Source organism: Streptomyces sp. NPDC049597 (genome assembly GCF_040675505.1).
Taxonomy (GTDB): domain Bacteria; phylum Actinomycetota; class Actinomycetes; order Streptomycetales; family Streptomycetaceae; genus Streptomyces.
In genome coordinates this window covers 157,060-180,586 of the sequence record NZ_JBFAOY010000004.1, presented here as the reverse complement: position 1 = coordinate 180,586, position 23,527 = coordinate 157,060, and the positions used below count along the sequence as shown (strand labels likewise).

At 69.6% G+C, this 23,527-nt stretch carries 25 protein-coding genes and 3 tRNA genes; 19 read left to right on the top strand and 9 right to left on the bottom strand.

Annotated elements, in window-relative coordinates; all coding sequences use genetic code 11:
- The first annotated feature begins 608 nt into the window (after nucleotides 1-608).
- Nucleotides 609-1,751 carry a hypothetical protein gene (locus AB0K02_RS07585; RefSeq protein WP_365991400.1) on the top strand — a complete coding sequence of 381 codons (1,143 nt, stop codon included), beginning with the start codon at nucleotides 609-611 and terminating at the stop codon, nucleotides 1,749-1,751.
- Nucleotides 1,752-1,958: 207 nt separating this feature from the next.
- Here the strand turns inward: AB0K02_RS07585 and AB0K02_RS07580 are convergent, their stop codons facing one another.
- The 6 genes from AB0K02_RS07580 to AB0K02_RS07555 form a co-directional block, all read right to left on the bottom strand.
- Entirely contained in the window at nucleotides 1,959-4,346 is a 2,388-nt protein-coding gene (locus tag AB0K02_RS07580; RefSeq protein WP_365991399.1) for an excinuclease ABC subunit UvrA, read from the bottom strand.
- A 289-nt stretch (nucleotides 4,347-4,635) separates the two neighbouring features.
- Nucleotides 4,636-5,052 (bottom strand): VOC family protein, encoded by a 417-nt coding sequence (locus AB0K02_RS07575; protein ID WP_365991398.1) that lies wholly within the window; start codon nucleotides 5,050-5,052, stop codon nucleotides 4,636-4,638.
- 10 nt (nucleotides 5,053-5,062) lie between these two features.
- Nucleotides 5,063-5,482, bottom strand: coding sequence for a helix-turn-helix transcriptional regulator (locus AB0K02_RS07570; RefSeq protein ID WP_365991397.1), 420 nt, complete (start codon nucleotides 5,480-5,482; stop codon nucleotides 5,063-5,065).
- Nucleotides 5,483-5,825: 343 nt separating this feature from the next.
- Nucleotides 5,826-6,335, bottom strand: a complete 510-nt coding sequence (locus tag AB0K02_RS07565) for a GyrI-like domain-containing protein (RefSeq protein WP_365991396.1) — start codon at nucleotides 6,333-6,335, stop codon at nucleotides 5,826-5,828.
- 78 nt (nucleotides 6,336-6,413) lie between these two features.
- Nucleotides 6,414-7,070 carry an SDR family oxidoreductase gene (locus tag AB0K02_RS07560; RefSeq protein WP_365991395.1) on the bottom strand — a complete coding sequence of 219 codons (657 nt, stop codon included), beginning with the start codon at nucleotides 7,068-7,070 and terminating at the stop codon, nucleotides 6,414-6,416.
- A gap of 34 nt (nucleotides 7,071-7,104) precedes the next feature.
- A complete protein-coding gene (locus AB0K02_RS07555; protein WP_365991394.1) occupies nucleotides 7,105-8,340 on the bottom strand; it encodes an amidohydrolase family protein in 1,236 nt (411 codons plus the stop codon).
- A gap of 370 nt (nucleotides 8,341-8,710) precedes the next feature.
- On the opposite strand from AB0K02_RS07555, the gene AB0K02_RS07550 reads away from it, so the two are divergent.
- The 8 genes from AB0K02_RS07550 to AB0K02_RS07515 all read left to right on the top strand — a co-directional run bounded on the left by AB0K02_RS07550 (nucleotide 8,711) and on the right by AB0K02_RS07515 (nucleotide 13,497).
- A tRNA-Thr gene (locus AB0K02_RS07550) sits at nucleotides 8,711-8,783 on the top strand.
- Between the two features lie 44 nt (nucleotides 8,784-8,827).
- Nucleotides 8,828-8,900 (top strand) — tRNA-Met (locus tag AB0K02_RS07545).
- An 88-nt stretch (nucleotides 8,901-8,988) separates the two neighbouring features.
- Complete coding sequence (gene rpmG / locus AB0K02_RS07540) at nucleotides 8,989-9,153, top strand: 50S ribosomal protein L33 (RefSeq protein ID WP_003956487.1); 165 nt, start codon at nucleotides 8,989-8,991, stop codon at nucleotides 9,151-9,153.
- Nucleotides 9,154-9,298: 145 nt separating this feature from the next.
- A complete protein-coding gene (locus AB0K02_RS07535) occupies nucleotides 9,299-9,751 on the top strand; it encodes a MaoC family dehydratase N-terminal domain-containing protein (RefSeq protein ID WP_365991393.1) in 453 nt (150 codons plus the stop codon).
- The gene (locus AB0K02_RS07530) at nucleotides 9,751-10,179 is read left to right on the top strand and encodes a MaoC family dehydratase (RefSeq protein ID WP_365991392.1); all 429 of its coding nucleotides are present in this window, start codon (nucleotides 9,751-9,753) and stop codon (nucleotides 10,177-10,179) included. Before AB0K02_RS07535 ends, AB0K02_RS07530 begins: the two co-directional genes overlap by 1 nt.
- A 98-nt stretch (nucleotides 10,180-10,277) precedes the next feature.
- On the top strand, nucleotides 10,278-10,838 hold the full coding sequence (locus tag AB0K02_RS07525) for a helix-turn-helix domain-containing protein (RefSeq protein ID WP_365991391.1): 561 nt from the start codon (nucleotides 10,278-10,280) through the stop codon (nucleotides 10,836-10,838).
- Between the two features lie 74 nt (nucleotides 10,839-10,912).
- Entirely contained in the window at nucleotides 10,913-12,367 is a 1,455-nt protein-coding gene (locus tag AB0K02_RS07520) for an MFS transporter (protein ID WP_365991390.1), read from the top strand.
- Nucleotides 12,364-13,497, top strand: coding sequence for a UDP-N-acetylmuramate dehydrogenase (locus AB0K02_RS07515; protein WP_365991509.1), 1,134 nt, complete (start codon nucleotides 12,364-12,366; stop codon nucleotides 13,495-13,497). The genes AB0K02_RS07520 and AB0K02_RS07515 overlap by 4 nt, the downstream gene beginning before the upstream one ends.
- 60 nt (nucleotides 13,498-13,557) lie before the next feature.
- Here the strand turns inward: AB0K02_RS07515 and AB0K02_RS07510 are convergent, their stop codons facing one another.
- Entirely contained in the window at nucleotides 13,558-14,190 is a 633-nt protein-coding gene (locus AB0K02_RS07510; RefSeq protein WP_365991389.1) for an NAD(P)H-binding protein, read from the bottom strand.
- Nucleotides 14,191-14,282: 92 nt separating this feature from the next.
- On the opposite strand from AB0K02_RS07510, the gene AB0K02_RS07505 reads away from it, so the two are divergent.
- Entirely contained in the window at nucleotides 14,283-14,897 is a 615-nt protein-coding gene (locus tag AB0K02_RS07505; protein WP_365991388.1) for a TetR/AcrR family transcriptional regulator, read from the top strand.
- A 42-nt stretch (nucleotides 14,898-14,939) separates the two neighbouring features.
- Nucleotides 14,940-15,650, top strand: coding sequence for a hypothetical protein (locus AB0K02_RS07500; protein WP_365991387.1), 711 nt, complete (start codon nucleotides 14,940-14,942; stop codon nucleotides 15,648-15,650).
- Here the strand turns inward: AB0K02_RS07500 and AB0K02_RS07495 are convergent.
- Both AB0K02_RS07495 and AB0K02_RS07490 read right to left on the bottom strand, forming a co-directional pair.
- The gene (locus AB0K02_RS07495) at nucleotides 15,595-16,623 is read right to left on the bottom strand and encodes an adenosine deaminase (RefSeq protein WP_365991386.1); all 1,029 of its coding nucleotides are present in this window, start codon (nucleotides 16,621-16,623) and stop codon (nucleotides 15,595-15,597) included. The two genes, AB0K02_RS07500 and AB0K02_RS07495, sit on opposite strands and share 56 nt — an antisense overlap.
- A gap of 120 nt (nucleotides 16,624-16,743) precedes the next feature.
- Nucleotides 16,744-17,970: a pyridoxal phosphate-dependent aminotransferase gene (locus AB0K02_RS07490; protein ID WP_365991385.1), complete on the bottom strand. Its 1,227-nt coding sequence runs from the start codon at nucleotides 17,968-17,970 to the stop codon at nucleotides 16,744-16,746.
- 205 nt (nucleotides 17,971-18,175) lie between these two features.
- Between AB0K02_RS07490 and AB0K02_RS07485 the strand changes: the two genes are divergently transcribed.
- The 8 genes from AB0K02_RS07485 to rplL all read left to right on the top strand — a co-directional run bounded on the left by AB0K02_RS07485 (nucleotide 18,176) and on the right by rplL (nucleotide 23,402).
- Nucleotides 18,176-18,248, top strand: a tRNA-Trp gene (locus AB0K02_RS07485).
- 107 nt (nucleotides 18,249-18,355) lie between these two features.
- On the top strand, nucleotides 18,356-18,643 hold the full coding sequence (secE, locus tag AB0K02_RS07480) for a preprotein translocase subunit SecE (RefSeq protein ID WP_177148601.1): 288 nt from the start codon (nucleotides 18,356-18,358) through the stop codon (nucleotides 18,641-18,643).
- 76 nt (nucleotides 18,644-18,719) lie between these two features.
- On the top strand, nucleotides 18,720-19,592 hold the full coding sequence (gene nusG / locus AB0K02_RS07475; RefSeq protein WP_365991384.1) for a transcription termination/antitermination protein NusG: 873 nt from the start codon (nucleotides 18,720-18,722) through the stop codon (nucleotides 19,590-19,592).
- A 168-nt stretch (nucleotides 19,593-19,760) separates the two neighbouring features.
- A complete protein-coding gene (gene rplK / locus AB0K02_RS07470) occupies nucleotides 19,761-20,195 on the top strand; it encodes a 50S ribosomal protein L11 (RefSeq protein WP_177148603.1) in 435 nt (144 codons plus the stop codon).
- A gap of 79 nt (nucleotides 20,196-20,274) precedes the next feature.
- Nucleotides 20,275-21,003 carry a 50S ribosomal protein L1 gene (gene rplA, locus AB0K02_RS07465; RefSeq protein WP_365991383.1) on the top strand — a complete coding sequence of 243 codons (729 nt, stop codon included), beginning with the start codon at nucleotides 20,275-20,277 and terminating at the stop codon, nucleotides 21,001-21,003.
- Nucleotides 21,004-21,144: 141 nt separating this feature from the next.
- Nucleotides 21,145-22,083, top strand: coding sequence for a hypothetical protein (locus AB0K02_RS07460; RefSeq protein WP_365991382.1), 939 nt, complete (start codon nucleotides 21,145-21,147; stop codon nucleotides 22,081-22,083).
- Nucleotides 22,084-22,366: 283 nt separating this feature from the next.
- The gene (rplJ, locus tag AB0K02_RS07455) at nucleotides 22,367-22,897 is read left to right on the top strand and encodes a 50S ribosomal protein L10 (protein WP_365991381.1); all 531 of its coding nucleotides are present in this window, start codon (nucleotides 22,367-22,369) and stop codon (nucleotides 22,895-22,897) included.
- A 118-nt stretch (nucleotides 22,898-23,015) separates the two neighbouring features.
- Nucleotides 23,016-23,402, top strand: coding sequence for a 50S ribosomal protein L7/L12 (gene rplL / locus AB0K02_RS07450; protein ID WP_365991380.1), 387 nt, complete (start codon nucleotides 23,016-23,018; stop codon nucleotides 23,400-23,402).
- Nucleotides 23,403-23,527: the final 125 nt, after the last annotated feature.

Sequence of the window (23,527 nt, the reverse complement as noted above, 5' to 3'; positions counted from 1 at the left end):
GGACGAGTAGCCGATCTGAGAGGGCCGAGGAAGGGACGGATTTCGGTTCGACCGGAACGCGGGCGGCCTTCGCGTCGTCCAGCCCGCTCGCCCAGTTGAACGGATCACCCGTTCGCGAGGCAGTGATGAGCTGCATGCGACGGCCTATCGGAGAGGCCGGAAGTCAGCAAGGACTCGAGCCCGGACGTGTCCCCAACTGCCACCGGAGTTGGAACGAGGAGCAAGATCCACATGCGCTCTTGTCGATGTGCTGTGACTCTGACGCCATGCGAGATCTGCCACACATTGTGATTCACGCTCCGGACGAACGTGGCCTCCGTACGGTTACCGTCCAGGGAAAAACGATCGGCAAAGCACTGTCAGTTCGAGACCTGCGCAGGATTATGCGCCGTGCAGGTCTTCCTGCGGATATAAATCTCGACGATCGAGGGCGGGTTCATTGGGTGGGGGGAAAGGATTTGTGGCCGGATCGGCCTTGGAGAAGGCGCGCTAAAGCCTGCTTTATGGGGCTGGGTCTTCTTGTGTCAGCTACCTTTCTGTTCATAGTTGGGTCAAAGGATGCCTTTCGTGCTCTGACGTGGGGTGGGCGCCTCGTTGGAGTGGCCTTCATGGTCGCGTCACTGGTAGAGGCGATAGGGATGCTGGGGCTCATTGACTATTGGAGGAAGAGATCCCTTAGATACTCTGGGGAGTTCGTCCTCCTCGGCGTCCTTGCCGTGTTGATGACAAACCTCGTCTGCTTGGTGATGCAGATAGAGGGTGGCGACTACACCCCCTGGCTGTGGCTATGGATCGGCCTTCTCACCTGGGCGGCTTGGGCGCTCTGGGTCCTGAACGGGCAGAATGTTTGGCAACGAATTCCTCATCCGCAGCGATTTGCGGTCGGAGTTGCTGTATCAACAGTGATCGGTGCGGCAGGTATGACATACTCGCAAATGTATGTTCCATACTCGACGCCAGCCATCATCGACTTCTCCTCTTCGTTCGGCAGACCGGTTCTGGATTCCGGAAAAAAGGTCCTGCATGTGCCTGCCCATATAGTGTTGAAAAATAGCGGCTCTGTCCGTATTTACGTAGTCGGGACCCTGTGGAAGGTCAGAGGCCTTCCGGGCGATTACTTGAAGGCGGGTACTGGCCTCAACGAGTGGAAGGATGACATGCTGGCCGGTCGCCCCATCCTGCGGCATGACGATCTCGGCCCTTCTCGATTGCTCGGGGCTGGAGAAATCGTCTGGGGAGGTTCCTGGCTCGATCCGGGTGACGACTTCTCCACGGACGTCACGGTCAAGGTGCCGATGGATTCCGGAATGGGTAGAGTGGAAATACAGTCGCTCTTGTCCTACATACGGGCGGACAGGTGCAAGCTCGGCAATGACTATAAAGACTCCTTTAAATTTTCATGGGATACGAAGTCCAACGACAAGCGGCATACATGGGATGCGCCCAAGTGGGTTGCCGATTCGGGCGATGAATTTTTTCGCTACGCATCAAGGATCTACCGAAGCAGTAAGATCCTGGAAATGACCCGCTCATCTGACTATGCGAGTGCCTGGTGGGTGGCACCCAAATGGCATGAGGGAGTTGGCTGGGCCGAAGGTGATACGGACCCCTATATGAAAGTCAGCATCTCCAGGGATCCCCAGGCCGAGCAGCAGCTGACTGATTCGGAGCAAGAGCCGTACGGCATGAAGACCCTTGAGTTGTGGAGAGGGCAGACAGTGGACCAGCTACTGCAAGCGGGGCGCAAGTGATCACCCCCCTTCCGGCGTCGGGCAGTCTGCGGACTTGCCCGGCAAAGTACCGCATCGGAATCTCGATCTCGGAGGCTTGCGCCGGACTCTGAGAACTACCGCCGCGAAGCGGCCCGCCCCGCTGCCGGGCGCTGCAGAAGGGCCGGCCTTCCCCGGATGTGCCGCGCGGGATGTGGCGCGACGGCCCACGTGCCCGCGAGGCCCCGCTCAGCCGCCCACGTAGTCCGCGAGGTGTTCGCCGGTGAGGGTGGAGCGGGCGGCGACCAGGTCGGCGGGGGTGCCCTCGAAGACGATCCGGCCGCCGTCGTGGCCCGCGCCGGGGCCGAGGTCGATGATCCAGTCGGCGTGCGCCATGACCGCCGGGTGGTGTTCGACGACGATCACCGACTTCCCTGAGTCGACGAGCCGGTCGAGCAGGGCGAGCAACTGCTCGACGTCGGCGAGGTGCAGGCCGGTGGTCGGCTCGTCGAGGACGTAGACGCCGCCCTTCTCCGCCATGTGCGTCGCCAGCTTGAGCCGCTGCCGCTCGCCGCCGGACAGCGTGGTGAGCGGCTGGCCGAGGCTGAGGTAACCGAGCCCGACGTCGGCGAGCCGGTCGAGGATGCGGTGCGCGGCCGGCGTGTGCGCCTCGCCGGAGCCGAAGAACTCCTCGGCCTCGCTCACCGACATCGCGAGCACCTCGCTGATGTCCTTGCCGCCGAAGGTGTACTCGAGCACCTCGGCCTGGAACCTCTTGCCCTCGCACTCCTCGCAGGGCGTGGCGACACCGGCCATCATCGCCAGGTCGGTGTAGATGACGCCGGCGCCGTTGCACGTGGGGCAGGCGCCCTCTGAATTGGCGCTGAACAGCGCCGGCTTCACGCCGTTGGCCTTCGCGAACGCCTTGCGGATCGGGTCGAGCAGCCCGGTGTAGGTGGCCGGGTTGCTCCGCCTGGAGCCGCGGATCGGACCCTGGTCGACGGACACCACACCCGCGCCCACCGGGACCGACCCGTGCACGAGCGAACTCTTGCCGGAGCCGGCGACGCCGGTCACGACGGTCAGCACGCCGAGCGGGATGTCGACGTCGACATCGCGCAGGTTGTGCGCCGTCGCGCCACGGATCTCCAGCGCCCCGGTGGGCTCGCGCACCGTCTTCTTGAGGGCGGCCCGGTCGTCGAGGTGGCGGCCGGTGACCGTGTCGCTGGCCCGCAGCCCTTCCACGGTCCCCTCGAAGCAGACGGTGCCGCCCGCCGTACCGGCGCCGGGGCCGAGGTCGACGACGTGATCGGCGATCGCGATCGTCTGCGGCTTGTGCTCCACGACGAGCACCGTGTTGCCCTTGTCCCGCAGCCGCAGCAGCAGGTCGTTCATCCGGCTGATGTCATGGGGATGCAGGCCCGTGGTCGGCTCGTCGAAGACATAGGTGACGTCCGTGAGCGAGGAACCGAGATGACGGATCATCTTGACGCGCTGCGCCTCGCCACCCGACAGCGTGCCCGCCGGCCGGTCCAGCGCGAGGTAGCCGAGGCCGATCTCCACGAACGAGTCGAGGGTCTGCTGCAGCGCCGTGAGCAGCGGCGCCACCGACGGCTCGTCGAGGCCGCGGACCCATGCGGCCAGGTCCCTGATCTCCATCGCGCAGGCGTCGGCGATGCTGATCTTCCCGATCTTCGACGACCGGGCGCCTTCGTTGAGCCGGGTGCCGTCGCACTCGGGGCAGGTGGTGAAGGTGACCGCCCGCTCCACGAACGCCCGGATGTGCGGCTGCATCGCCTCCTTGTCCTTGGACAGGAACGACTTCTGGATCTTGGGGATCAGCCCCTCGTAGGTGAGGGTCACCCCCTCGACCTTCACCTTGACCGGCTCCCGGTGAAGGAAGTCCTGCATCTCCTTCTCGGTGAACTCGCGGATCGGCTTGTCCGGGTCGAGGAAACCCGACTCGGCATAGACCCGCACGGTCCAGAAGCTGTCCGACTTCCAGCCGGGAATGGTGAACGCGCCCTCGGAGATGGACTTGGAGTCGTCGTAGAGCTGGCTCAGGTCGATGTCGGACACCGTGCCCCGGCCCTCGCAGCGGGTGCACATGCCGCCCGTGCGGGAGTAGGTCGCCTTCACCGCCTTCTTGGCGCCGCGCTCGACGGTGATCGCACCGCTCGCCCGGACCGAGGCGGTGTTGAAGGAGTACGCGCTGGGCGGGCCGATGTGCGGCGTGCCGAGCCGGCTGAAGAGGATGCGCAGCATCGCGTTGGCGTCGGTGGCGGTGCCGACCGTGGAGCGGGGATCGCCGCCCATCCGCTGCTGGTCGACGCTGATCGCCGTGGTCAGCCCGTCGAGGACGTCGACCTCGGGCCGCGCCACCGTCGGCATGAAGCCCTGGACGAAGGCGCTGTAGGTCTCGTTGATCAGCCGCTGCGACTCCGCGGCGATCGTGTCGAACACCAGCGAGCTCTTGCCCGAGCCGGAGACCCCGGTGAACACCGTCAGCCGGCGCTTGGGGATCTCGATGCTGACGTCCTTGAGGTTGTTCTCGCGCGCACCGTGCACGCGGATCAGATCGTGGCTGTCGGCAACGGGCAGCGCAGTCGGCTGCGTGTCCGTCGTGGCCCGGCTCATCCTGTCTCCATCTGTGGGGTGGGGCCGCACCGGCGGCCGTCGTCGGCGTCGCGCTCGGCGTGGCAACGAGGAGTCCACGCCGCTTCGGCCCGCGGCGGCTCCGGGCTCGGGGTTCCGGCCCGCGGCCACACGGCCTGCCGCGGCGAGGCGTCGGACCAACCAGCGGCTGTCACGCGCCACTTCGCGGCGGACATCTCGTTCACCTCGCGCCGAGACTCGGGCGGGCGGGGGTCGTCGGCAGAGTAACGCCGGTTCGCGGGACCGGAGATCGGTTTCGTCAGACCCGAGTTCAGGACGTGCGGGGCTGGGTGAAGCGCAGCATGTTGCCGGAGGGATCGCGGAAGGCGCAGTCGCGGACGCCGTACGGCTGGTCGACCGGCTCCTGCAGCACCTCACCGCCCGCGGCGCGGATGCGCTCGAAGGTGGCGTCGCAGTCGTCGGTCCGGAAGATGACACCGCGCAGCAGGCCCTTCGCCAGCAGTTCCGCCATGGCCTGCTTGTCGGCGGGTGAGGCGTTCGGATCGGCGAGGGGCGGTTCGAGGACGATGTCCACATCGGGCTGCGACGGCGAACCGACGGTGACCCAGCGCATGCCCTCGAACCCGACGTCGTTGCGCACCTCCATGCCGAGGACGTCCCGGTAGAAGGCGAGCGCCTTGTCATGGTCGTCGACGGCGATGAAGCACTGCGAAAGCGTGATGTCCATGCGCTTCACGCTACGGGCGGGGGGCGGCTTTCGCTTCTCCGTTCCTGACCGGTCGCGTGTGGATCTTCGCGATGCAGGCCGGGACGGCCGCCCCGTCGTCATGGCTGCGGGCCCGGTACGCGCTCGGGCTCTCGCCGACCAGCTCGGTGAAGCGCGAGCTGAACGATCCCAGCGAGGTGCAGCCGACCGCGAAGCAGACCTCCGTCACCGACAGGTCACCTCGCCGCAGCAGGGCCTTGGCGCGCTCGATCCTGCGCGTCATCAGGTAGCTGTACGGCGTCTCCCCGAAGGCGGCGCGGAAGCTGCGGGAGAAATGGCCCGGCGACATCAGGGCGACGCGCGCCAGTGCCGGAACGTCGAGCGGCTGCGCGTAGTCGCGGTCCATCGCGTCACGGGCCCGGCGCAGCCGGACGAGGTCTTCCAGCGTCACGCGACCACCATCCCACAGCGTCCTCTCCACCGTGTCCGCCTTGTGCCGGCCGGAGCAGCGGACGCCTGGCGGTTCGAGAGCGCCGAGCGCTGGAGGAGACCCCGCCGACCGCCCTGCCCGCGTACGTCCGCGGCCACGCCTCCGCATCAGCACGGGACCGCATCGACGCCCGGGGCACGAGAATCGACGCCGGGCACGGGACCGCATCGACGCCCGGGGCACGAGAATCGACGCCGGGCACGAGACCGCATCGATGCCCGGGCACGAGACCGGCCGCCCGGAGCGCCGGCCCGCCGCTGAAGAGCGCGATGGGCCGCGTGCGGGGAGTGCCCGAGCCCTTGCGTCAGTCCGCCAGGCGGAGGGCCAGTTCGATCTCCCACCGCGACGGGTCCGGCTCCACCCGCGGATCCGTCAGGTACGACTCCAGGCGGCAGGCCCAGTGCTCCACGCCGTCGACCTCGGTCATGTCCCAGGCCAGACCCTCCCGCGCCGCCCACCCGCGCAGCGCCGTCACGACGTCGAGGAGCTGGTCGGGGTGGCCGTGGTGGTGGACCGTCGCGTAGCGGCCCGCGGGCAGCAGGGCCATGCCGATGTCGCCCTCCGGCTCCGGCATCGACGTGACCGGCATGCCCGCCTCGACCACCGACTCCGCGTCCGTGGCGACGGTGTTGAAGCGGAAGAACGGCGGGCCCGCGAAGATCGCTCCGCGGGCGTCCAGCCAGCCGATCAGTTCGGGCAGGCGGTCGGCGATCACGGCGAAGTCGTTCATCCGTACGGAACCGCGGATGTAGGCGTAGAGCTGCTCCGCGCGTTCGACGATCGCGGGGCTGATCTCGGGTGTCTGCTTGCTCATGACCTCAAGGACCTTGCGGGCGAGGGGAATTCATCGGCCGGGCGGTGGAGCGGCGATGCGTTCGGTTCTCTGCGACGTTCAGTTCCCGGCGATGTCCTTCACGGCCACCGTCACCGGGACCGAGCCGGAGACGAGCTCCAGGGTCAGCCCCGCCGTCGCCGGTGTCTCCACCATCTCGGCGAGCACCGCCGCCACGTCGTCGCGCGGCACCGAGCCGCGACCCGTGGTCGCCTCCAGCCGCACCAGGCCCTTGCCGGCGTCGTTGGTGAGCGTGCCGGGCCGCAGGATCGTCCAGTCGAGGCCGGACTTGGCGCGTACGTGGTCGTCCGCCTCGCCCTTGGCCCGCAGGTAGACGTCGAACACGTCGTCGCCCTCGTGCCGGGCGTCCGCGCCCATGGTCGAGACGGCGATGTACCGCCGTACGCCCACCCGTTCCGCCGCGTCGGCGAAGAGCACCGCCGCGCCGCGGTCCACCGTCTCCTTGCGCGGGGCGCCGCTGCCCGGGCCCGCGCCGGCCGCGAAGACGGCCACGTCCGCGCCCTGCAGCACCGCGGCGACCTCCTCGACGGACGCCGACTCCAGATCCATCAGCACCGGTTCGGCTCCGGCCTCGCGCAGGTCGTCGCCCTGCGCCCGGTTGCGGATGATGCCCGCGACCTCGTGTCCGCCCGCCGAGAGCAGCCGCTCCAGTCGGCGCGCGATCTGACCGTGTCCACCAGCGATGACAATGCGCATGTCTACGACCGTACGTCCGAAACGGGGCGGGCGCTCAGGGACAGCCGTCCGGCCGCCCCTGGCGCGGCAGTTCGAGCGCGACGGCCGCCGCCGAGTCGCAGTACTCGCGCACGGCGCTGGTGCGTGCCACGACGCGCCCGCGGTGGATGACGATCCGGCTGTACGCGAGGGAGAGCACGCCCGAGATCCGTTCCCCGCGCACGGCGAGCAGCTCCGCGGGGAAACCGGCCTCGACCCGCACCTCGGGCAGGCCCATCACTTGGCGCGCGGTGCCGGCCACGCGGTCGTAGGCGTCCGACGGCCGCATCCCGGCCTGCGAGGCCAGCAGGTAGGCCGCCTCCAGCGGGTCCCCCCGGCCCACCGGATTGGCGACGACGTCGCGCAGGGCGCCACTGCCCGCGGCGACCGTCACACCGGCGGCCCGCAGCAGCCGCACGGGCGCGTTACCGCGCTGTTCGACGCCCGCGCACCCGCCCTGCGGCAGGGAGACCACCGTGACGCCGGCGGCGGCCAGCTGGTCGGCGGCGCGGGCGGCGACGTCCCGCGGCAGCCTCGCGAGCCCGGCGCAGGGACCGATCGTCACTCCCGGACGCAGGCCGCCGGCCATGGCGGCCAGCCGGGCGAGGCGGGCCGGGTCGTCGCCGTGGGTGTGCAGGTCGACCGGGCAGCCGTGCTCGGCGGCGAGCTCCAGGACCGTCTCCACGTAGCCGGTGGGATCGGGATCGGCGTCCGGGCAGCCGCCGACCACGCCGGCGCCCATCTTCATCGCGTCGCGCAGGAGCGCCACCCCTTCGGCACCCGCGGCTCCCGTCAGCAGCCGCGGCACGGCCACCGCGGTCAGGTCGGCGAGGTCGCGCAGCGACCGCCGGGCCTGGAGCACCGCCTCCAGGGCGCCGAGCCCCTGCACATCGCCGATGCGCACATGGGAACGCAGCGCGGTCGCCCCGTGGCCCAGTTGCAGCAGCGCGGCCTCGGTGGCGCGCCGCTGGATGTCGTCGGGTTCGTACGAGAGGGGGCCGGGCGTCTCCGCGCTGAGCGCCGTGTCCCCGTGGGTGTGCGGCTCGGCGGGGGCGGGCAGCAGCAGGAAGCCGGTCAGATCGAGCCGTGCGGCGTGCCGGGGCAGACTGCCGGCCGTGCCGACCGCCTCGATGCGGCCGCCGCCGAGCCGTACGTCGACGGTGCGGCCGTCCGTCAGCCGCGCGCCGCAGAGCAGCAGCGCTGTGGAGTCCGCGGTCGCGCCGTCGGGCGGCTGCGGCTGGCTGTCGGACATCGCGCTCCTGTGGGGGCGGTCGGGCTCGGGGCGTAGGACCGGTGGAAACCGGCAGTCCGGAAGGTCCGGAGGGCCGGAGGAACCGGAGAGGATCACGCAGCGTGAGTCGAGCCTAGGGCGGCTCGTCATGGGCTTCGAGGAAGAGCGCAATAGTCGTACCGGTGGGGTCGCACGTGGCGTACGGGGCGTCCGGGGCATCCGAGAAGAAAGCCGGGCAACGGGGCCATGGCGGTGGGGTGACGCGTGGGGCTCCAGGTGGCGCCCGGGGCGGGAGCGCGGGCCGTCGACAGCCGCCCGGCACAGGCCGGACAGAGGGCCGGGAAACGGATTTGGGCGATCGGCGCGCGACCGTGTAATGTCTTCATCGCTCGCCCCAATAGCTCAGTCGGCAGAGCGTCTCCATGGTAAGGAGAAGGTCTACGGTTCGATTCCGTATTGGGGCTCTGGTGCGGTAACCCTCACCTCCGGGTGAGGGGATCCGTATCAAAGCGGTGTAGCTCAGTCGGTAGAGCAAGCGGCTCATAATCGCTGTGTCACCGGTTCAAGTCCGGTCACCGCTACACACAGTAGCCGATTGTGGGGTCGGTCCTTCGATCGGCTACTCTTTTCTGCGTTCATCCGTCCATCCGTCCGTCAAGGAGCACTCACGTGGCTGCCACCGACGTCCGCCCGAAGATCACGCTGGCCTGCGTGGAGTGCAAGGAGCGGAACTACATCACCAAGAAGAACCGGCGCAACAACCCGGACCGTCTTGAGATGAAGAAGCACTGCCCGCGCTGCAACTCGCACACGGCGCACCGCGAAACGCGCTGAACCAGGCTCGTACACGAGGCCGCCCCCTTGGGGGCGGCCTCGTGTCGTTTCTCGCCGTCAGTCCGGGACGGGTCCCGCTTCGGGGCCGGTCCGCACACTCCGGGATCAGCCCCCGCTGGGGCATCAAGCAGGAGGGAGCCAGTCCATGGCGCTCGACCAGTCGTTCGTCGGGCGGACGTATCCGCCCACCCCGCCGTACGAGGTGGGCCGGGAGAAGATCCGTGAGTTCGCCGAGGCGGTCGGTGACGCGAATCCCGCGTACACCGACCGGGAGGCGGCCGCGGCGCTCGGTCACCCCGATGTGATCGCTCCGCCGACCTTCGTGTTCGCCATCACCTTCAAGGCGGCGGGCGAGGTCGTGCAGGACCCGCAGCTCGGGCTCGACTACAGCCGAGTGGTGCACGGCGACCAGAAGTTCGCCTACCGGCGCCCGGTGCGGGCGGGGGACCGGCTGACGGTCACCTCGACCATCGAGTCGATCAAGTCCCTCGCGGGCAACGACGTGCTCGACATCCGCGGCGAGGTGCACGACGAGGCGGGCGAGCACGTCGTGACCGCATGGACCAAGCTGGTGGCGCGTGCCGCCGAGGAGGCGTGATGGCAGCGAAGATCGCTTACGCGGACGTCGAGGTCGGCACCGAACTGCCGGCGCAGAGCTTTCCCGTGACGCGTGCCACGCTCGTCCAGTACGCGGGCGCCTCCGGCGACTTCAACCCGATCCACTGGAACGAGAAGTTCGCCGTCGAGGTCGGCCTCCCGGACGTGATCGCGCACGGCATGTTCACCATGGCCGAGGCGGCCCGTGTCGTGACGGACTGGCTGGGCGACCCGGGCGCGGTGGTCGAGTACGGCGTGCGCTTCACCAAGCCGGTCGTCGTTCCGAACGACGACAAGGGTGCGGTCATCGAGGTCAGCGGCAAGGTCGCCGCGCTCCTGGACGACAAGCGGGTGCGGGTGGACCTCACGGCCACGAGTGGCGGGCAGAAGGTGCTGGGCATGTCCCGCGCGGTGGTCCAGCTCGCCTGAGCGGTGCGTCATGTCGGGGGCGCCTCTCTTCCGGAGGCGCCCCTCACGCGTTCACCCGTGGGTTGACGAAATTAGTAATTGGTCACTAACTTAGTCGCATGGTCAGGATGAGTGCGGAGGAGCGGCGCGAGAGCGTCGTGCGTGCGGCGATCACCGAGTTCGCCCGCGCCGGATACCAGGGGACGTCGACCGAGGCCATCGCCAAGCGGGTCGGTGTCTCCCAGCCGTACCTGTTCCGTCTCTTCCCCAACAAGCAGGCCATCTTCCTCGCCGCCTCCGCGCGGTGTCTGGCCGACACGCGCAGGGTGTTCGACGAGGCCGCCGAGGGCCTCGCGGGGGAGGAGGCGCTCGGCGCCATGGCGACCGCCTACCAGCGCCTGATCGCCGACGACCCCGACAAGCTGCTGATGCAGATGCAGACGTACGTCGCGGTGGCGGCGGCCGAGGCCGCCGGTGACCACGCGTTCGGCGAGCAGGTGCGGGCGGGGTGGCTGGAGCTGTGGGACGCGGTCCATCTGCACCTCGGCGCGGACGTGAACGAGACGACCACGTTCCTGGCCTACGGGATGCTGATCAACGTCCTGGTGTCCATGGGTTTCCCGGCCGGCCACCGCATCTGGTCCGGCTTCTACCTCGCCGCACGACCGGCCGGGGAGTGATCCGGCGCGAGCGCGACCGGCGCTCTTCTCTGCCCGTGAAAGTTAGTCATCAATAACTAACCCCTGGGGGAGCAGTGAACCAGCAACAGCAGGCGCCTCGTGGCAGTGCCGCCTGGGCCCTCGTGATCACCAGCGTCGCCGGCTTCATGGCGGCCCTCGACAATCTCGTCGTCACCACCGCGCTTCCCTCCATACGCGAGGACCTCGGCGGCGCGCTCGAAGACCTGGAGTGGACGGTGAACGCGTACACGCTCACCTTCGCCGTCCTCCTGATGCTGGGAGCGGCCCTCGGAGACAGATTCGGACGGCGCAGACTCTTCGTCGTGGGCCTGACGATCTTCACCGGCGCCTCCGCCGCCGCCGCGCTCGCCTCGGGGATCGACGCCCTCGTCGCCGCCCGAGCGGTCCAGGGGGTGGGCGCCGCGATCATGATGCCGCTGACGCTGACGCTGCTCACCGCCGCCGTACCCGCCGCGCGCCGGGGCGCGGCGCTCGGGATCTTCGGCGCCGTCACCGGCCTCGCCGTCGCCAGCGGGCCGCTGATCGGCGGCAGTCTCACCGAGCACATGTCCTGGCAGTGGATCTTCTGGCTGAACGTGCCGATCGGCCTCGCCCTGCTGCCCCTCGCCCGCCTGCGCCTCGCCGAGTCGTACGCCCCCGACGCCCGTCTGGACGTCCCGGGCACGCTGCTCGTCAGCGGCGGTCTCTTCGGCGTCGTCTACGGTCTCGTCAACGGGAACGCGCACGGCTGGACCGGCACCCGCGTGCTGCTGGGTCTGATCGCGGGCACCGTGCTGCTGGTCTCCTTCGTGTGGCACGGTCACGTCGCCGCGAAGCCGATGCTGCCGATGCGGCTGTTCCGCAACCGCGCCTTCTTCGGGATCAACATCGCGAGCCTGCTCATGTTCCTCGGCATGTTCGGCTCGATCTTCCTGCTCAGCCAGTTCCTGCAGGGCGTCGCCGGCTACTCGCCCACCGAGGCCGGCCTGCGGATGCTGCCCTGGACCGGGATGCCGCTGCTTGTCGCACCAGTCGCCGGCTACCTCTCCGACCGGATCGGCGGCCGTCCTGTCGTCGCCGCCGGACTCGCGCTCCAGGCGGTCGGTCTCGGGCTGTTCGCCCTGGTCCTCGAACCAGGGGTGTCGTACGCGGCCCAGCTGCCCGCGCTGATCCTCGGCGGCGTCGGCATGGCCCTGTACTTCGCCCCCGCCGCCAGCGTCGTGATGTCCAGCGTCCGGCCCGCGGAACAGGGCGTCGCCTCCGGAGCGAACAACGCCCTGCGCGAGGTCGGGGGAGCTCTCGGTGTCGCCGTGCTCGGAGCGGTCTTCGCAGCTCAGGGAGGGTACGAATCGGCATGGGCGTTCACCGACGGCACCGTGCCCGCGCTGTGGATCGGGGCGGCCGTGGTGGCCGTCGCCGCCCTGGTGGCCCTGATGATCCCGGGCGGCAGGACCACGCCCGACGAGCCCGAGGACGACGGCCCGGTGCGGAGCGCCCCCGCCGCCGAGCCCGAGCGGATCGCCGTCTGACCGCGGTCCGCCCGTACCGCCCCGGTCCGCGGCCCCGCCCGAGCGGCGCGGCCGCGGACCGTACCCTTGTCCCCGTGCAGGAACTTCACGACGCTCCCCTCGCCCCCCTGACCACCTTCCGCCTCGGCGGCCCCGCGACGCGTCTCGTCGTGGCCACCACCGACGACGAGGTGATCGCCGCCGTCCGCGAGGCGGACGACGCCGGCACCCCGCTGCTGATCATCGGCGGCGGAAGCAACCTGGTCATCGGCGACAAGGGCTTCGACGGCACCGCCCTGCGCATCGCCACCCGCGGCTTCGCGCTCGACGGGACACGGCTGGAGCTCGCCGCGGGCGAGGTCTGGACCGACGCGGTGGCCCGCACGGTCGATGCCGGCCTGGCCGGCGTCGAGTGCCTGGCCGGCATCCCCGGCTCGGCGGGCGCCACCCCGATCCAGAACGTCGGCGCCTACGGCCAGGAGGTCTCCGGCACGATCACCGAGGTCGTCGCCTACGACCGCGCCAGGGGCGAGACCGTGACGCTGTCCAACGAGGAGTGCGCCTTCTCCTACCGGCACAGCCGTTTCAAGCAGCACCCCGAGCGCTACGTCGTGCTGCGCGTGCGGTTCGCGCTGGAGGACGCCGGCGGCCTGTCCGCCCCCGTGAAGTACGCGGAGACCGCCAAGGCCCTCGGCGTCGAGGTCGGCGACCGGGTCCCGGCCGCCGCAGCACGGGACACCGTGCTGCGGCTGCGCGCCGGCAAGGGCATGGTTCTGGACGCCGAGGACCACGACACCTGGTCGGCCGGGTCGTTCTTCACCAACCCGATCCTCACCGCGGCCGAGTACGAGACGTTCCTCGGCCGCGTGCGCGACCGGCTCGGCGACGGCGTCGCCCCGCCCGCCTACCCGGCGGGCGACGGCCACATCAAGACCTCCGCCGCCTGGCTGATCGACCGGGCGGGTTTCACCAAGGGCTACGGCTCCGGCCCGGCGCGGATCTCCACCAAGCACGCCCTCGCGCTCACCAACCGGGGCGAGGCCACCACCGAGGACCTGCTGGCGCTGGCCCGGGAGGTGGTGGCCGGGGTGCGGGACGCCTTCGGCGTGACCCTCGTCAACGAGCCGGTGACGGTCGGCGTCAGCCTCTGAGCACGTCGGTCCGCGACGCTCCGGCCGCAGCCCTCACGGGGTGACGCGCGGCCGGGGCCCTCAGTAGGCGACGCCGACGCCCTGTCCCACCGTCGCGCGGTCCCCTGTCATCGCGAGCATCGCATGGGCAACGTCCGCGCGGCCGATCGTCCGGGCGCTGGGCGGATTGCCGCCGACGACCGCGCGGTAGCGGCCGGTCAGCGGCCTGTCGAGCAGCCGGGGCGGCCGGACGGCCGTCCAGTCCGTGGCGCTGCGCGCGAGCTCGTCCTCCATGACCCGCAGGTCCGCGTAGATGTCCTTCAGGACCGAGCCGACCAGGGACATCAGGGCGCGGTCCAGCAGCGGCTCCCGCTCCGCAGGGGCGCCCAGCGGGGCCGCGCTGACCACCAGCAGCCGCCGGGTGTCCTCGGCCGCCATCGCCGCCAGTACCGACCGGGTCAGCCGGGCGGCGACGCCGACGTCGGCCTTCCTGCGGGCACCGAGCCCGGACAGGACCGCGTCCCGCCCGGAGACGGCCGGGCGCAGCGCCTCCGGGTCCCGGAGGTCGGCACGGAAGACGTCGAGGCCGTCACCGGTCACGGTGAAGCGGGCCGGATCGCGCACCACGGCGGTGACCTGGTGTCCCGCGGCGAGAGCCTGCCGGACGATCTCCCGGCCGATGCCACCGGTGGCGCCGAAAACTGTGAGCCTCATCGTGCACACCCTCCTCGGGCGGTGGGTAAGTATTCACTCACCACGAGAGTGAGTGTGCACTCACCCACCCGTCAAGCCCGGCAGGAGCACGCATGGAGCAGAAGCCGACCCGCGTCCGCATCGTCGACGCCGCGCGTGAGCTGATGCTCTCCCTCGGCCTGGCGCGCACGACCACCAAGGAGATCGCCAAGGCCGCGGGCTGCTCCGAAGCGGCGCTCTACAAGCACTTCTCCAGCAAGGAGGAGCTCTTCGTGACCGTGCTCAACGAACGGCTGCCGAAGCTCGGCGCCCTGCTGAGCACCCTGGCCGGCGACCCCGGCCGGGCGGGCGTCGAGGAGAACCTGACCGACATCGCACGTCAGGCGGCCCTCTTCTACGAGCAGACCTTCCCCATGGCCGCCTCGCTGTACGCGGAGCCCCAGCTCAAGCGCCGCCACGAGGACGCCATGCGCGAGATGCGCACCGGTCCGCACAAGCCGATCGAGGGCCTCGCCGCCTACCTGAGGGCCGAGCAGCAGGCGGGCCGCATCAGCTCCGACGCCGACCCCTACGCCGCCGCCTCACTGCTCCTCGGTGCCTGCGCCCAGCGCGCGTTCGCCTACGAGGCGACCCCCGACCGCAGGCCCCCGCAGCCGCTGGACGAGTTCGCCGCGGGCCTCGCCCGCACCCTGCTGCGCGGGATCTCCGTTGCGGACGGCCCTCACTGAGCGCCACGCTGGGCCGATGACCGTCACCGGCCACAGGCCCGCATGCGCCTGAGAGCACGCGAGTTCCGACCGCGCACGGGCCCGTACACGTACCGGATCGTCCAGCCACGGCAGCCGCTGCGCCACATCACCCTCAACGATCCGCTCCCGGACTGCGGCTACCTCCTCGGCGACCACGACGGCCTGGCCCGGCTGGCCGCCTTCTTCTCCTTCGCCGCCTTCTCCCAGCACACGATCGTGCACCTGCCGCTGCGGCGGAGCGTGCCCCGGACGTTCGCTCCGGGGGAGCCCGTCGACCTCGTACTGGCCCACCACTCGCTCGGTCTGCGGGTCTCCGCCTGGCCGGAGCTGCGCCGCAGGACGGGGACCGGCACTCCGCTCACCGTCCGCACCGACGAGAGGCGCACCGCCGCCCACGCGGCCGTCTGGCGTGAGCACAGCGAGCACGGGGACGCCCGCGACTGGCTGCGCCCGGCCGTCCACGCGGGCACCCTGTTCCTCCTCAGCAGCCGCGACGTGTTCGCGGACGCCTCCACGGTCCTCTCGTACGCGGCGGGCTTCGGGCCCCGCGAGAAGCAGGCCGGCAAGGGGTACGACGTCCTGATGGGCTCGCTCACCCACCACCTCGAACCGGAGCGCGGCTGGTGTCGTACCGAGATCGGCGTCGGTTTCCAGGCGTACCCGCCCCACCGCCACTTCAGGCCCCCGGGCCGCCCAGCCAGTCGTCGACGCCGGCCAGCAGCTTCTCCTTGACCTCCGCCGGTGCCGCCGAGCCGCGCACCGACTGGCGGGCGAGTTCCGCGAGCTCCTGGTCCGTGAAGCCGTGGTGGCGGCGGGCCAGCTCGTACTGCGCCGCCAGCCGGGAGCCGAACAGCAGGGGGTCGTCCGCGCCCAGCGCCATCGGGACCCCGGCCTCGTACAGCGTCCGCAGCGGCACGTCCTCAGGCTTCTCGTACACGCCCAGCGCCACGTTCGACGCCGGGCACACCTCGCAGGTGACCTGGCGCTCGGCCAGCTTGCGCAGCAGCCGCGGGTCCTCCGCGGCACGCACGCCGTGACCGATGCGGGCCGCGTGCAGGTCGTCGAGGCAGTCGCGCACGGAGGCCGGGCCCGTCAGCTCGCCGCCGTGCGGGGCCGCCAGCAGGCCGCCCTCGCGGGCGATGGCGAAGGCCCGGTCGAAGTCGCGGGCCAGGCCCCGGCGCTCGTCGTTCGAGAGGCCGAAGCCGACGATGCCCCGGTCCGCGTAGCGCACGGCGAGCCGCGCGAGGGTCCGGGCGTCCAGCGGGTGCTTCATCCGGTTCGCCGCGACCAGGACCCGCATGCCCAGACCGGTCTCGCGCGACGCGGTGTCCACCGCGTCGAGGATGATCTCCAGGGCCGGGATCAGCCCGCCCAGCCGGGGCGCGTACGAGGTCGGGTCGACCTGGATCTCCAGCCAGCCCGAGCCGTCCCTGATGTCCTCCTCGGCCGCCTCGCGCACCAGGCGCTGGATGTCCTCCGGTTCGCGCAGGCACGAGCGGGCCATGTCGTACAGCCGCTGGAAGCGGAACCAGCCCCGCTCGTCGGTGGCCCGCAGCTTGGGCGGCTCGCCGCCGGTCAGCGCGTCGGGCAGGTGCACGCCGTACTTGTCGGCGAGTTCGAGAAGGGTGGCGGGCCGCATCGACCCGGTGAAGTGCAGGTGCAGATGGGCCTTGGGCAGCAGGCTGACGTCTCGTACGTGCTCCATTCGGGGATCCTGCCGCACGGAAGACGTCCTGGGCAGCCCTTTTCCCCGATCGGGTTCTTGCTCGAACGCAGAAACGGGCTCCCGGCCGGAGCCGGGAGCCCGTGCGCGACGGCGAACGCGTCAGTCGCGGGCCTCGGCCAGCAGCTTCTGGATCCGGGACACGCCCTCGACCAGGTCCTCGTCGCCCAGCGCGTACGAAAGACGCAGGTAGCCGGGGGTGCCGAAGGCCTCACCGGGGACGACGGCGACCTCGACCTCGTCGAGGATCAGGGCGGCGAGCTCGACCGAGGACTGCGGACGACGACCCCGGATCTCCTTGCCCAGCAGACCCTTGACCGACGGGTACGCGTAGAACGCGCCCTCGGGGGTCGGGCAGACCACGCCGTCGATCTCGTTGAGCATGCGCACGATGGTCTGGCGGCGGCGGTCGAAGGCCTTGCGCATCTCCGCGACGGCGTCCAGATCACCGGAGACGGCGGCGAGGGCGGCCACCTGGGCCACGTTGGAGACGTTGGAGGTGGCGTGCGACTGCAGGTTGGTCGCCGCCTTGACGACGTCCTTCGGGCCGACGATCCACCCGACGCGCCAGCCGGTCATGGCGTACGTCTTGGCCACGCCGTTGACGACGATGCACTTCTCGCGCAGCGCCGGCACGAGCTGGGGCAGTGAGGTGAAGGTCGCGTCCCCGTAGACCAGGTGCTCGTAGATCTCGTCGGTCAGCACCCACAGGCCGTGCTCCGCGGCCCACTCGCCGATCGCGCGGGCGTCGGCCTCGCTGTAGACGGCACCGGTGGGGTTGGACGGCGAGACGAAGAGGACGACCTTGGTCTTCTCCGTGCGCGCGGCCTCCAGCTGCTCGACCGAGACGCGGTAGCCGGTGGTCTCGTCGGCGACGACCTCGACCGGGACACCGCCCGCGAGACGGATCGACTCGGGGTACGTGGTCCAGTACGGAGCCGGGACGATGACCTCGTCGCCCGGGTCGAGGATCGCGGCGAACGCCTCGTAGATGGCCTGCTTGCCGCCGTTGGTCACCAGGATCTGGGCGGGGTCGACCTCGTAACCGGAGTCGCGCAGCGTCTTCTCGGCGATGGCCTTCTTCAGCTCGGGCAGACCGCCGGCCGGCGTGTAGCGGTGGTACTTCGGGTTGCGGCAGGCCTCGACTGCGGCCTCGACGACGTAGTCGGGCGTCGGGAAGTCGGGCTCACCCGCGCCGAAGCCGATCACCGGACGCCCGGCGGCCTTGAGGGCCTTGGCCTTGGCGTCGACGGCGAGGGTCGCGGACTCGGAGATCGCGCCGATGCGGGCGGAGACCCGGCGCTCGGTGGGAGGGGTTGCAGCGCTCATGCCGCCCATGCTCGCAGACGGCGAACGGAGCCGGCACACAGGTTTCGAAGAGCGGACAACAGTGGTCAGAAGCGGACCCGAGGACATCGTGTTCGACGCCGGGCCTGGGAACACGTACACTCACTGGTCGTTGGCCCCCATCAGCCACATCCACACCGGGCACTTAGTGCATCCGGCCGGATGCGGTAGGTTGGGGGAACCACAAAGGGTCGTAGCTCAATTGGTAGAGCACTGGTCTCCAAAACCAGCGGTTGGGGGTTCAAGTCCCTCCGGCCCTGCTACACACACCTTCGCCAGGCTGTGTGCGCATGTACGTACATCTATGCACCGCCGTGCGGCTCCACCGGGCGCGGCACGGCCACGACCCGGAATCAGGTGAGAGATCGTGACGGACGCCGTGGGCTCCATCGACATGCCTGATGCCGAGGACGAGTCGCCGGAGTCGAAGAAGAAGTCCCGCAAGGGCGGAAAGCGCGGCAAGAAGGGCCCGCTGGGCCGTCTCGGGCTTTTCTATCGCCAGATCATCGCTGAGCTGCGCAAGGTCGTCTGGCCCACGCGCAACCAGCTGACGACCTACACCACCGTGGTGATCGTCTTCGTCGTCATCATGATCGGCCTCGTGACCGTGATTGACTTGGGCTTCCAGGAAGCAGTCAAGTACGTCTTCGGCTGATCCAGCGGAGGGCGCCGGGCTCGGCGCCCCTTTCGCATTGTTCCACCCCATCTGTATCCAGGAAGAAGCAGCCACCGTGTCTGACCCGAACCTGAACGACTCCGCCACGTCCGGCGAGAGCTTCGAGTCCGTCGAGGACGAGCTCGACATCGTCGAGGCGGCAGACGGTGCGGACCCGGACCAGGCCGAAGCTGCCGACGACGCCGCCGGCGAGCCGGCCGAGGATGCCGCGCTGCACGTGGAGGACGAGACCGACGCCGAGGCTGCGGACGAGGTCGCGACCGAGGGCGCCGAGTCCGCCGAGGAGGCCGAGGCCGAGCCGGAGGCTCCCGTCGACCCCATCGCCGCTCTGCGTGACGAGCTGCGCGGTCTGCCCGGCGAGTGGTACGTGATCCACACCTACGCGGGCTACGAGAAGCGCGTGAAGGCCAACCTGGAGCAGCGTGCCGTCTCGCTGAACGTCGAGGACTTCATCTACCAGGCCGAGGTCCCCGAGGAAGAGATCGTCCAGATCAAGAACGGCGAGCGCAAGAACGTCCGGCAGAACAAGCTGCCCGGCTACGTGCTCGTCCGCATGGACCTGACGAACGAGTCCTGGGGCGTCGTGCGCAACACCCCGGGTGTCACCGGCTTCGTGGGCAACGCCTACGACCCGTACCCGCTGACCCTGGACGAGATCGTCAAGATGCTCGCCCCGGAGGCCGAGGAGAAGGCCGCCCGCGAGGCCGCCGAGGCCGAGGGCAAGCCGGCTCCCGCCCGCAAGGTCGAGGTCCAGGTGCTGGACTTCGAGGTCGGCGACTCGGTCACCGTCACCGACGGCCCGTTCGCGACGCTGCAGGCGACGATCAACGAGATCAACGCCGACTCGAAGAAGGTCAAGGGCCTCGTCGAGATCTTCGGCCGCGAGACCCCGGTCGAGCTGAGCTTCGACCAGATCCAGAAGAACTGACGCTTTTCTGGACGCAGCGCTTCCGAACAGGTCAGACCGCCTCTCGCAGGTTGTCTGACCTGCTCGGTTTTTGGCCGCGCATGGATACCCGTTATCGTTGTGCGGTATGCCTCCATCCGGATGATCGGCTGGAGCGCTGAAAACTCTCACTAGGACCCGGAGAGAGCAATGCCTCCCAAGAAGAAGAAGGTCACGGGGCTTATCAAGCTCCAGATCCAGGCCGGTGCGGCCAACCCGGCTCCGCCGGTCGGCCCCGCCCTGGGTCAGCACGGCGTCAACATCATGGAGTTCTGCAAGGCCTACAACGCCGCGACCGAGTCGCAGCGTGGCATGGTCGTGCCGGTGGAGATCACGGTCTACGAGGACCGTTCCTTCACCTTCGTCACCAAGACTCCGCCGGCCGCCAAGCTGATCCTCAAGGCCGCGGGTGTGGACAAGGGCTCCGGCGAGCCGCACAAGACCAAGGTCGCCAAGCTCACGCGCGACCAGGTCCGTGACATCGCCAGCACCAAGATGCCCGACCTGAACGCCAACGACCTGGACGCCGCCGAGAAGATCATCGCCGGCACCGCCCGTTCCATGGGCATCACGGTCGAGGGCTGACAGTCCCCGTCTGACCTCTGTGGCAGGGCCAAGCGCTGGCCCGCACCACAACTCCACGCTCAACACATCAGGAGCAGAAGTGAAGCGCAGCAAGACTCTCCGCGCTGCGGACGCCAAGGTCGACCGGGAGCGCAACTACGCCCCGCTCGAGGCCGTCCGTCTCGCCAAGGACACCGCCGCCACCAAGTTCGACGGCACTGTCGAGGTCGCCTTCCGTCTGGGCGTTGACCCGCGCAAGGCCGACCAGATGGTCCGTGGCACCGTGAACCTTCCGCACGGCACCGGTAAGACCGCCCGGGTCCTGGTCTTCGCGACCGGTGACCGTGCCGAGGCCGCGCGTGCCGCGGGCGCCGACATCGTCGGCTCCGACGAGCTCATCGACGAGATCTCCAAGGGCAACCGCCTGAACGAGTTCGACGCCGTCGTCGCCACCCCGGACCTCATGGGCAAGGTCGGCCGCCTCGGCCGCGTGCTCGGTCCGCGTGGTCTGATGCCGAACCCGAAGACCGGCACCGTGACGATGGACGTCGCCAAGGCCGTCAACGAGATCAAGGGCGGCAAGATCGAGTTCCGCGTCGACAAGCACTCGAACCTGCACTTCATCATCGGCAAGGTCTCCTTCGACGAGACGAAGCTGGTCGAGAACTACGCCGCGGCTCTGGAGGAGATCCTCCGTCTGAAGCCGTCCGCCGCGAAGGGCCGCTACATCAAGAAGGCGACCCTGACCACCACCATGGGCCCCGGCATCCCGCTGGACCCGAACCGCACCCGCAACCTCCTCGTCGAGGAGGACCCGGCCGCCGTCTGAATCTGACGGCAGTCGCGGGTCTCGCGTACGAAGCCGGCCCCCGCCGCTCCTCGGAGCGGCGGGGGCCGGTTTTTTCACGGGCGGCCTGTCAGTCGTGTGCATTACGGTTCGAACGTTCGCACACGACTTCAGGGGTGGGGTATGAGCATGTCGGCCATCAGGCGCGCGAGCGTCCCGTTGACGGTTCTCGCGGTGGTCGCCGGTGTCTCCGGCTGCCAGGGCGGGGAGCCGAAGGCCGGGGACGCGCCGAGGACGGACTCCCGGTCGGACGTCGCACAGGTGCTGACGGCGGCGTACGAGAAGACGGCCGGGGCCAAGTCGGCGAAGGTCCGCACGACCATGTCGATGCCCGCAGGGATCGAAGGCGGGGGCGACGTCGAGGTGTCGGGCGTCATGGGCTGGGACCCCACGGTCATGGACCTGACGGTCACGGGCGGCATGCTCGCGGACGCGGGCGCGCCCGAGCGGATGCGCATGGTGTGGCTCGACGACGTCATGTACATGGACGTCGGTGCGAAGGCCGCCGCGGAGATGGACGGCAAGCGCTGGATGAAGATGGACCTCGCCGCGATGGCCGAGGCGTCCGGCGACAAGGCCCTCCAGAAGCAGATGACCGGCGGCCTGGAGAACATGAACCAGGACCCGGCCGAGCAGCTGGCCATCCTCCTGGAGTCGCCGAACCTGAAGCACGTCGGCGCGGAGAAGACCGACGGGGTCGAGACCCAGCACTACAAGGGCTCGCTCACGGTCGCCGAGGTGATGGACTCCAACAAGTCCCTGGACGTGCTCGGCGACGAGGAGCGCAAGGACCTGCTGGACACCATCGAGAAGTCCGGCGTCGAGGGCTATGACATCGAGGTCTGGGTCAACGAGGACGGCTATCCGGCCCGGATGGACATCGCCATGGAGAACCCCCAGGGCACCGTCGAGGTGGTGACCAGGTACTCGGACTACGGTGCCAAGGCGTCCGTGGAGGCGCCTCCGGCGGACCGGACGGTCGACCTGATGGAGATGTTCACGGAGATGGGCGAGGGCGCCGACGAGGCCGGCGACACCCAGCCGGAGTCCGCCGCCTCGTAGGTCGCCCGGCGAGCGCCGATGACCCGATTTGCCTGACGGCGATCCGTTCCCGTACCCTTCCACGGAAGCCAAAGACCGCTGGTCGTTGCCGTGCTCTCCTTCCGAGGGTCCGGTGGCCGAAGGATCCGCTCAGCAGCGGACGACCCGCGCAGGTGACAGTGGAAAGCTCCCCGATCGGATTCCGTTCAGGTCGAGCTACGCCCCGTGCGCCTGCGCCGGGGCGTTTCGTTTTGTTCAGCCCCTTCTGAGCGGTCCTCATCACCCGGAAGGAGGCCGACGCTCTATGGCAAGGCCCGACAAGGCTGCCGCGGTAGCCGAGCTCGCGGAGCAGTTCCGCAGCTCGAACGCCGCCGTGCTGACCGAGTACCGGGGTCTCACCGTGGCCCAGCTCAAGCAGCTGCGCCGTTCGCTCGGTGAGAACGCCCAGTACGCCGTGGTGAAGAACACGCTGACCAAGATTGCGGCCAACGAGGCCGGGATCGACACGCTCGACGACCAGTTCAACGGTCCGACGGCGGTTGCCTTCATCACCGGTGACCCGGTGGAGTCGGCGAAGGGTCTTCGTGACTTCGCCAAGGACAACCCGAACCTGATCATCAAGGGCGGTGTCCTTGATGGCAAGGCGCTGTCCGCCGATGAGATCAAGAAGCTTGCGGACCTCGAGTCCCGCGAGGTTCTGCTCAGCAAGCTGGCCGGTGCCTTCAAGGGCAAGCAGTCCCAGACTGCCTCGCTCTTCCAGGCGCTGCCGTCGAAGCTCGTCCGCACCGTGGACGCGCTGCGCGCCAAGCAGGCCGAGCAGGGCGGTGCCGAGTAATTCGGCTCGCGCAATGATCCGTGCCGCCGCCTAGGCGCTGCGGGTCGCAGCGGGCCGAACGTACGCCCGCCTCACATGTACATCCGGCACCAGCCGAATTAGTGGAAGGACCGCCATCATGGCGAAGCTCAGCCAGGAAGACCTGCTCGCGCAGTTCGAGGAGATGACCCTCATCGAGCTCTCCGAGTTCGTGAAGGCGTTCGAGGAGAAGTTCGACGTCACCGCCGCCGCGGCCGTCGCCGCCGTTGCCGCCCCGGGTGCCCCGGGCGCCCCGGTCGAGGCTGCTGAGGAGAAGGACGAGTTCGACGTCATCCTCACCGGCGCCGGCGAGAAGAAGATCCAGGTCATCAAGGTCGTGCGTGAGCTGACCTCCCTGGGCCTGAAGGAGGCCAAGGACCTCGTCGACGGCACCCCGAAGCCGGTCCTCGAGAAGGTCGCCAAGGACGCCGCCGACAAGGCCGCCGAGGCCCTCAAGGGCGCCGGTGCCTCCGTCGAGGTCAAGTGACCTTGCGAGTCTCCTGACTCCTCGCGTGTAACGCACGCACACTGAAGGGCGATCACCCAACCGGGTGGTCGCCCTTCGGCATGCGCGGGACGGCTGTCTTGCTCTTGCGGTCCCGGCGAGTATGG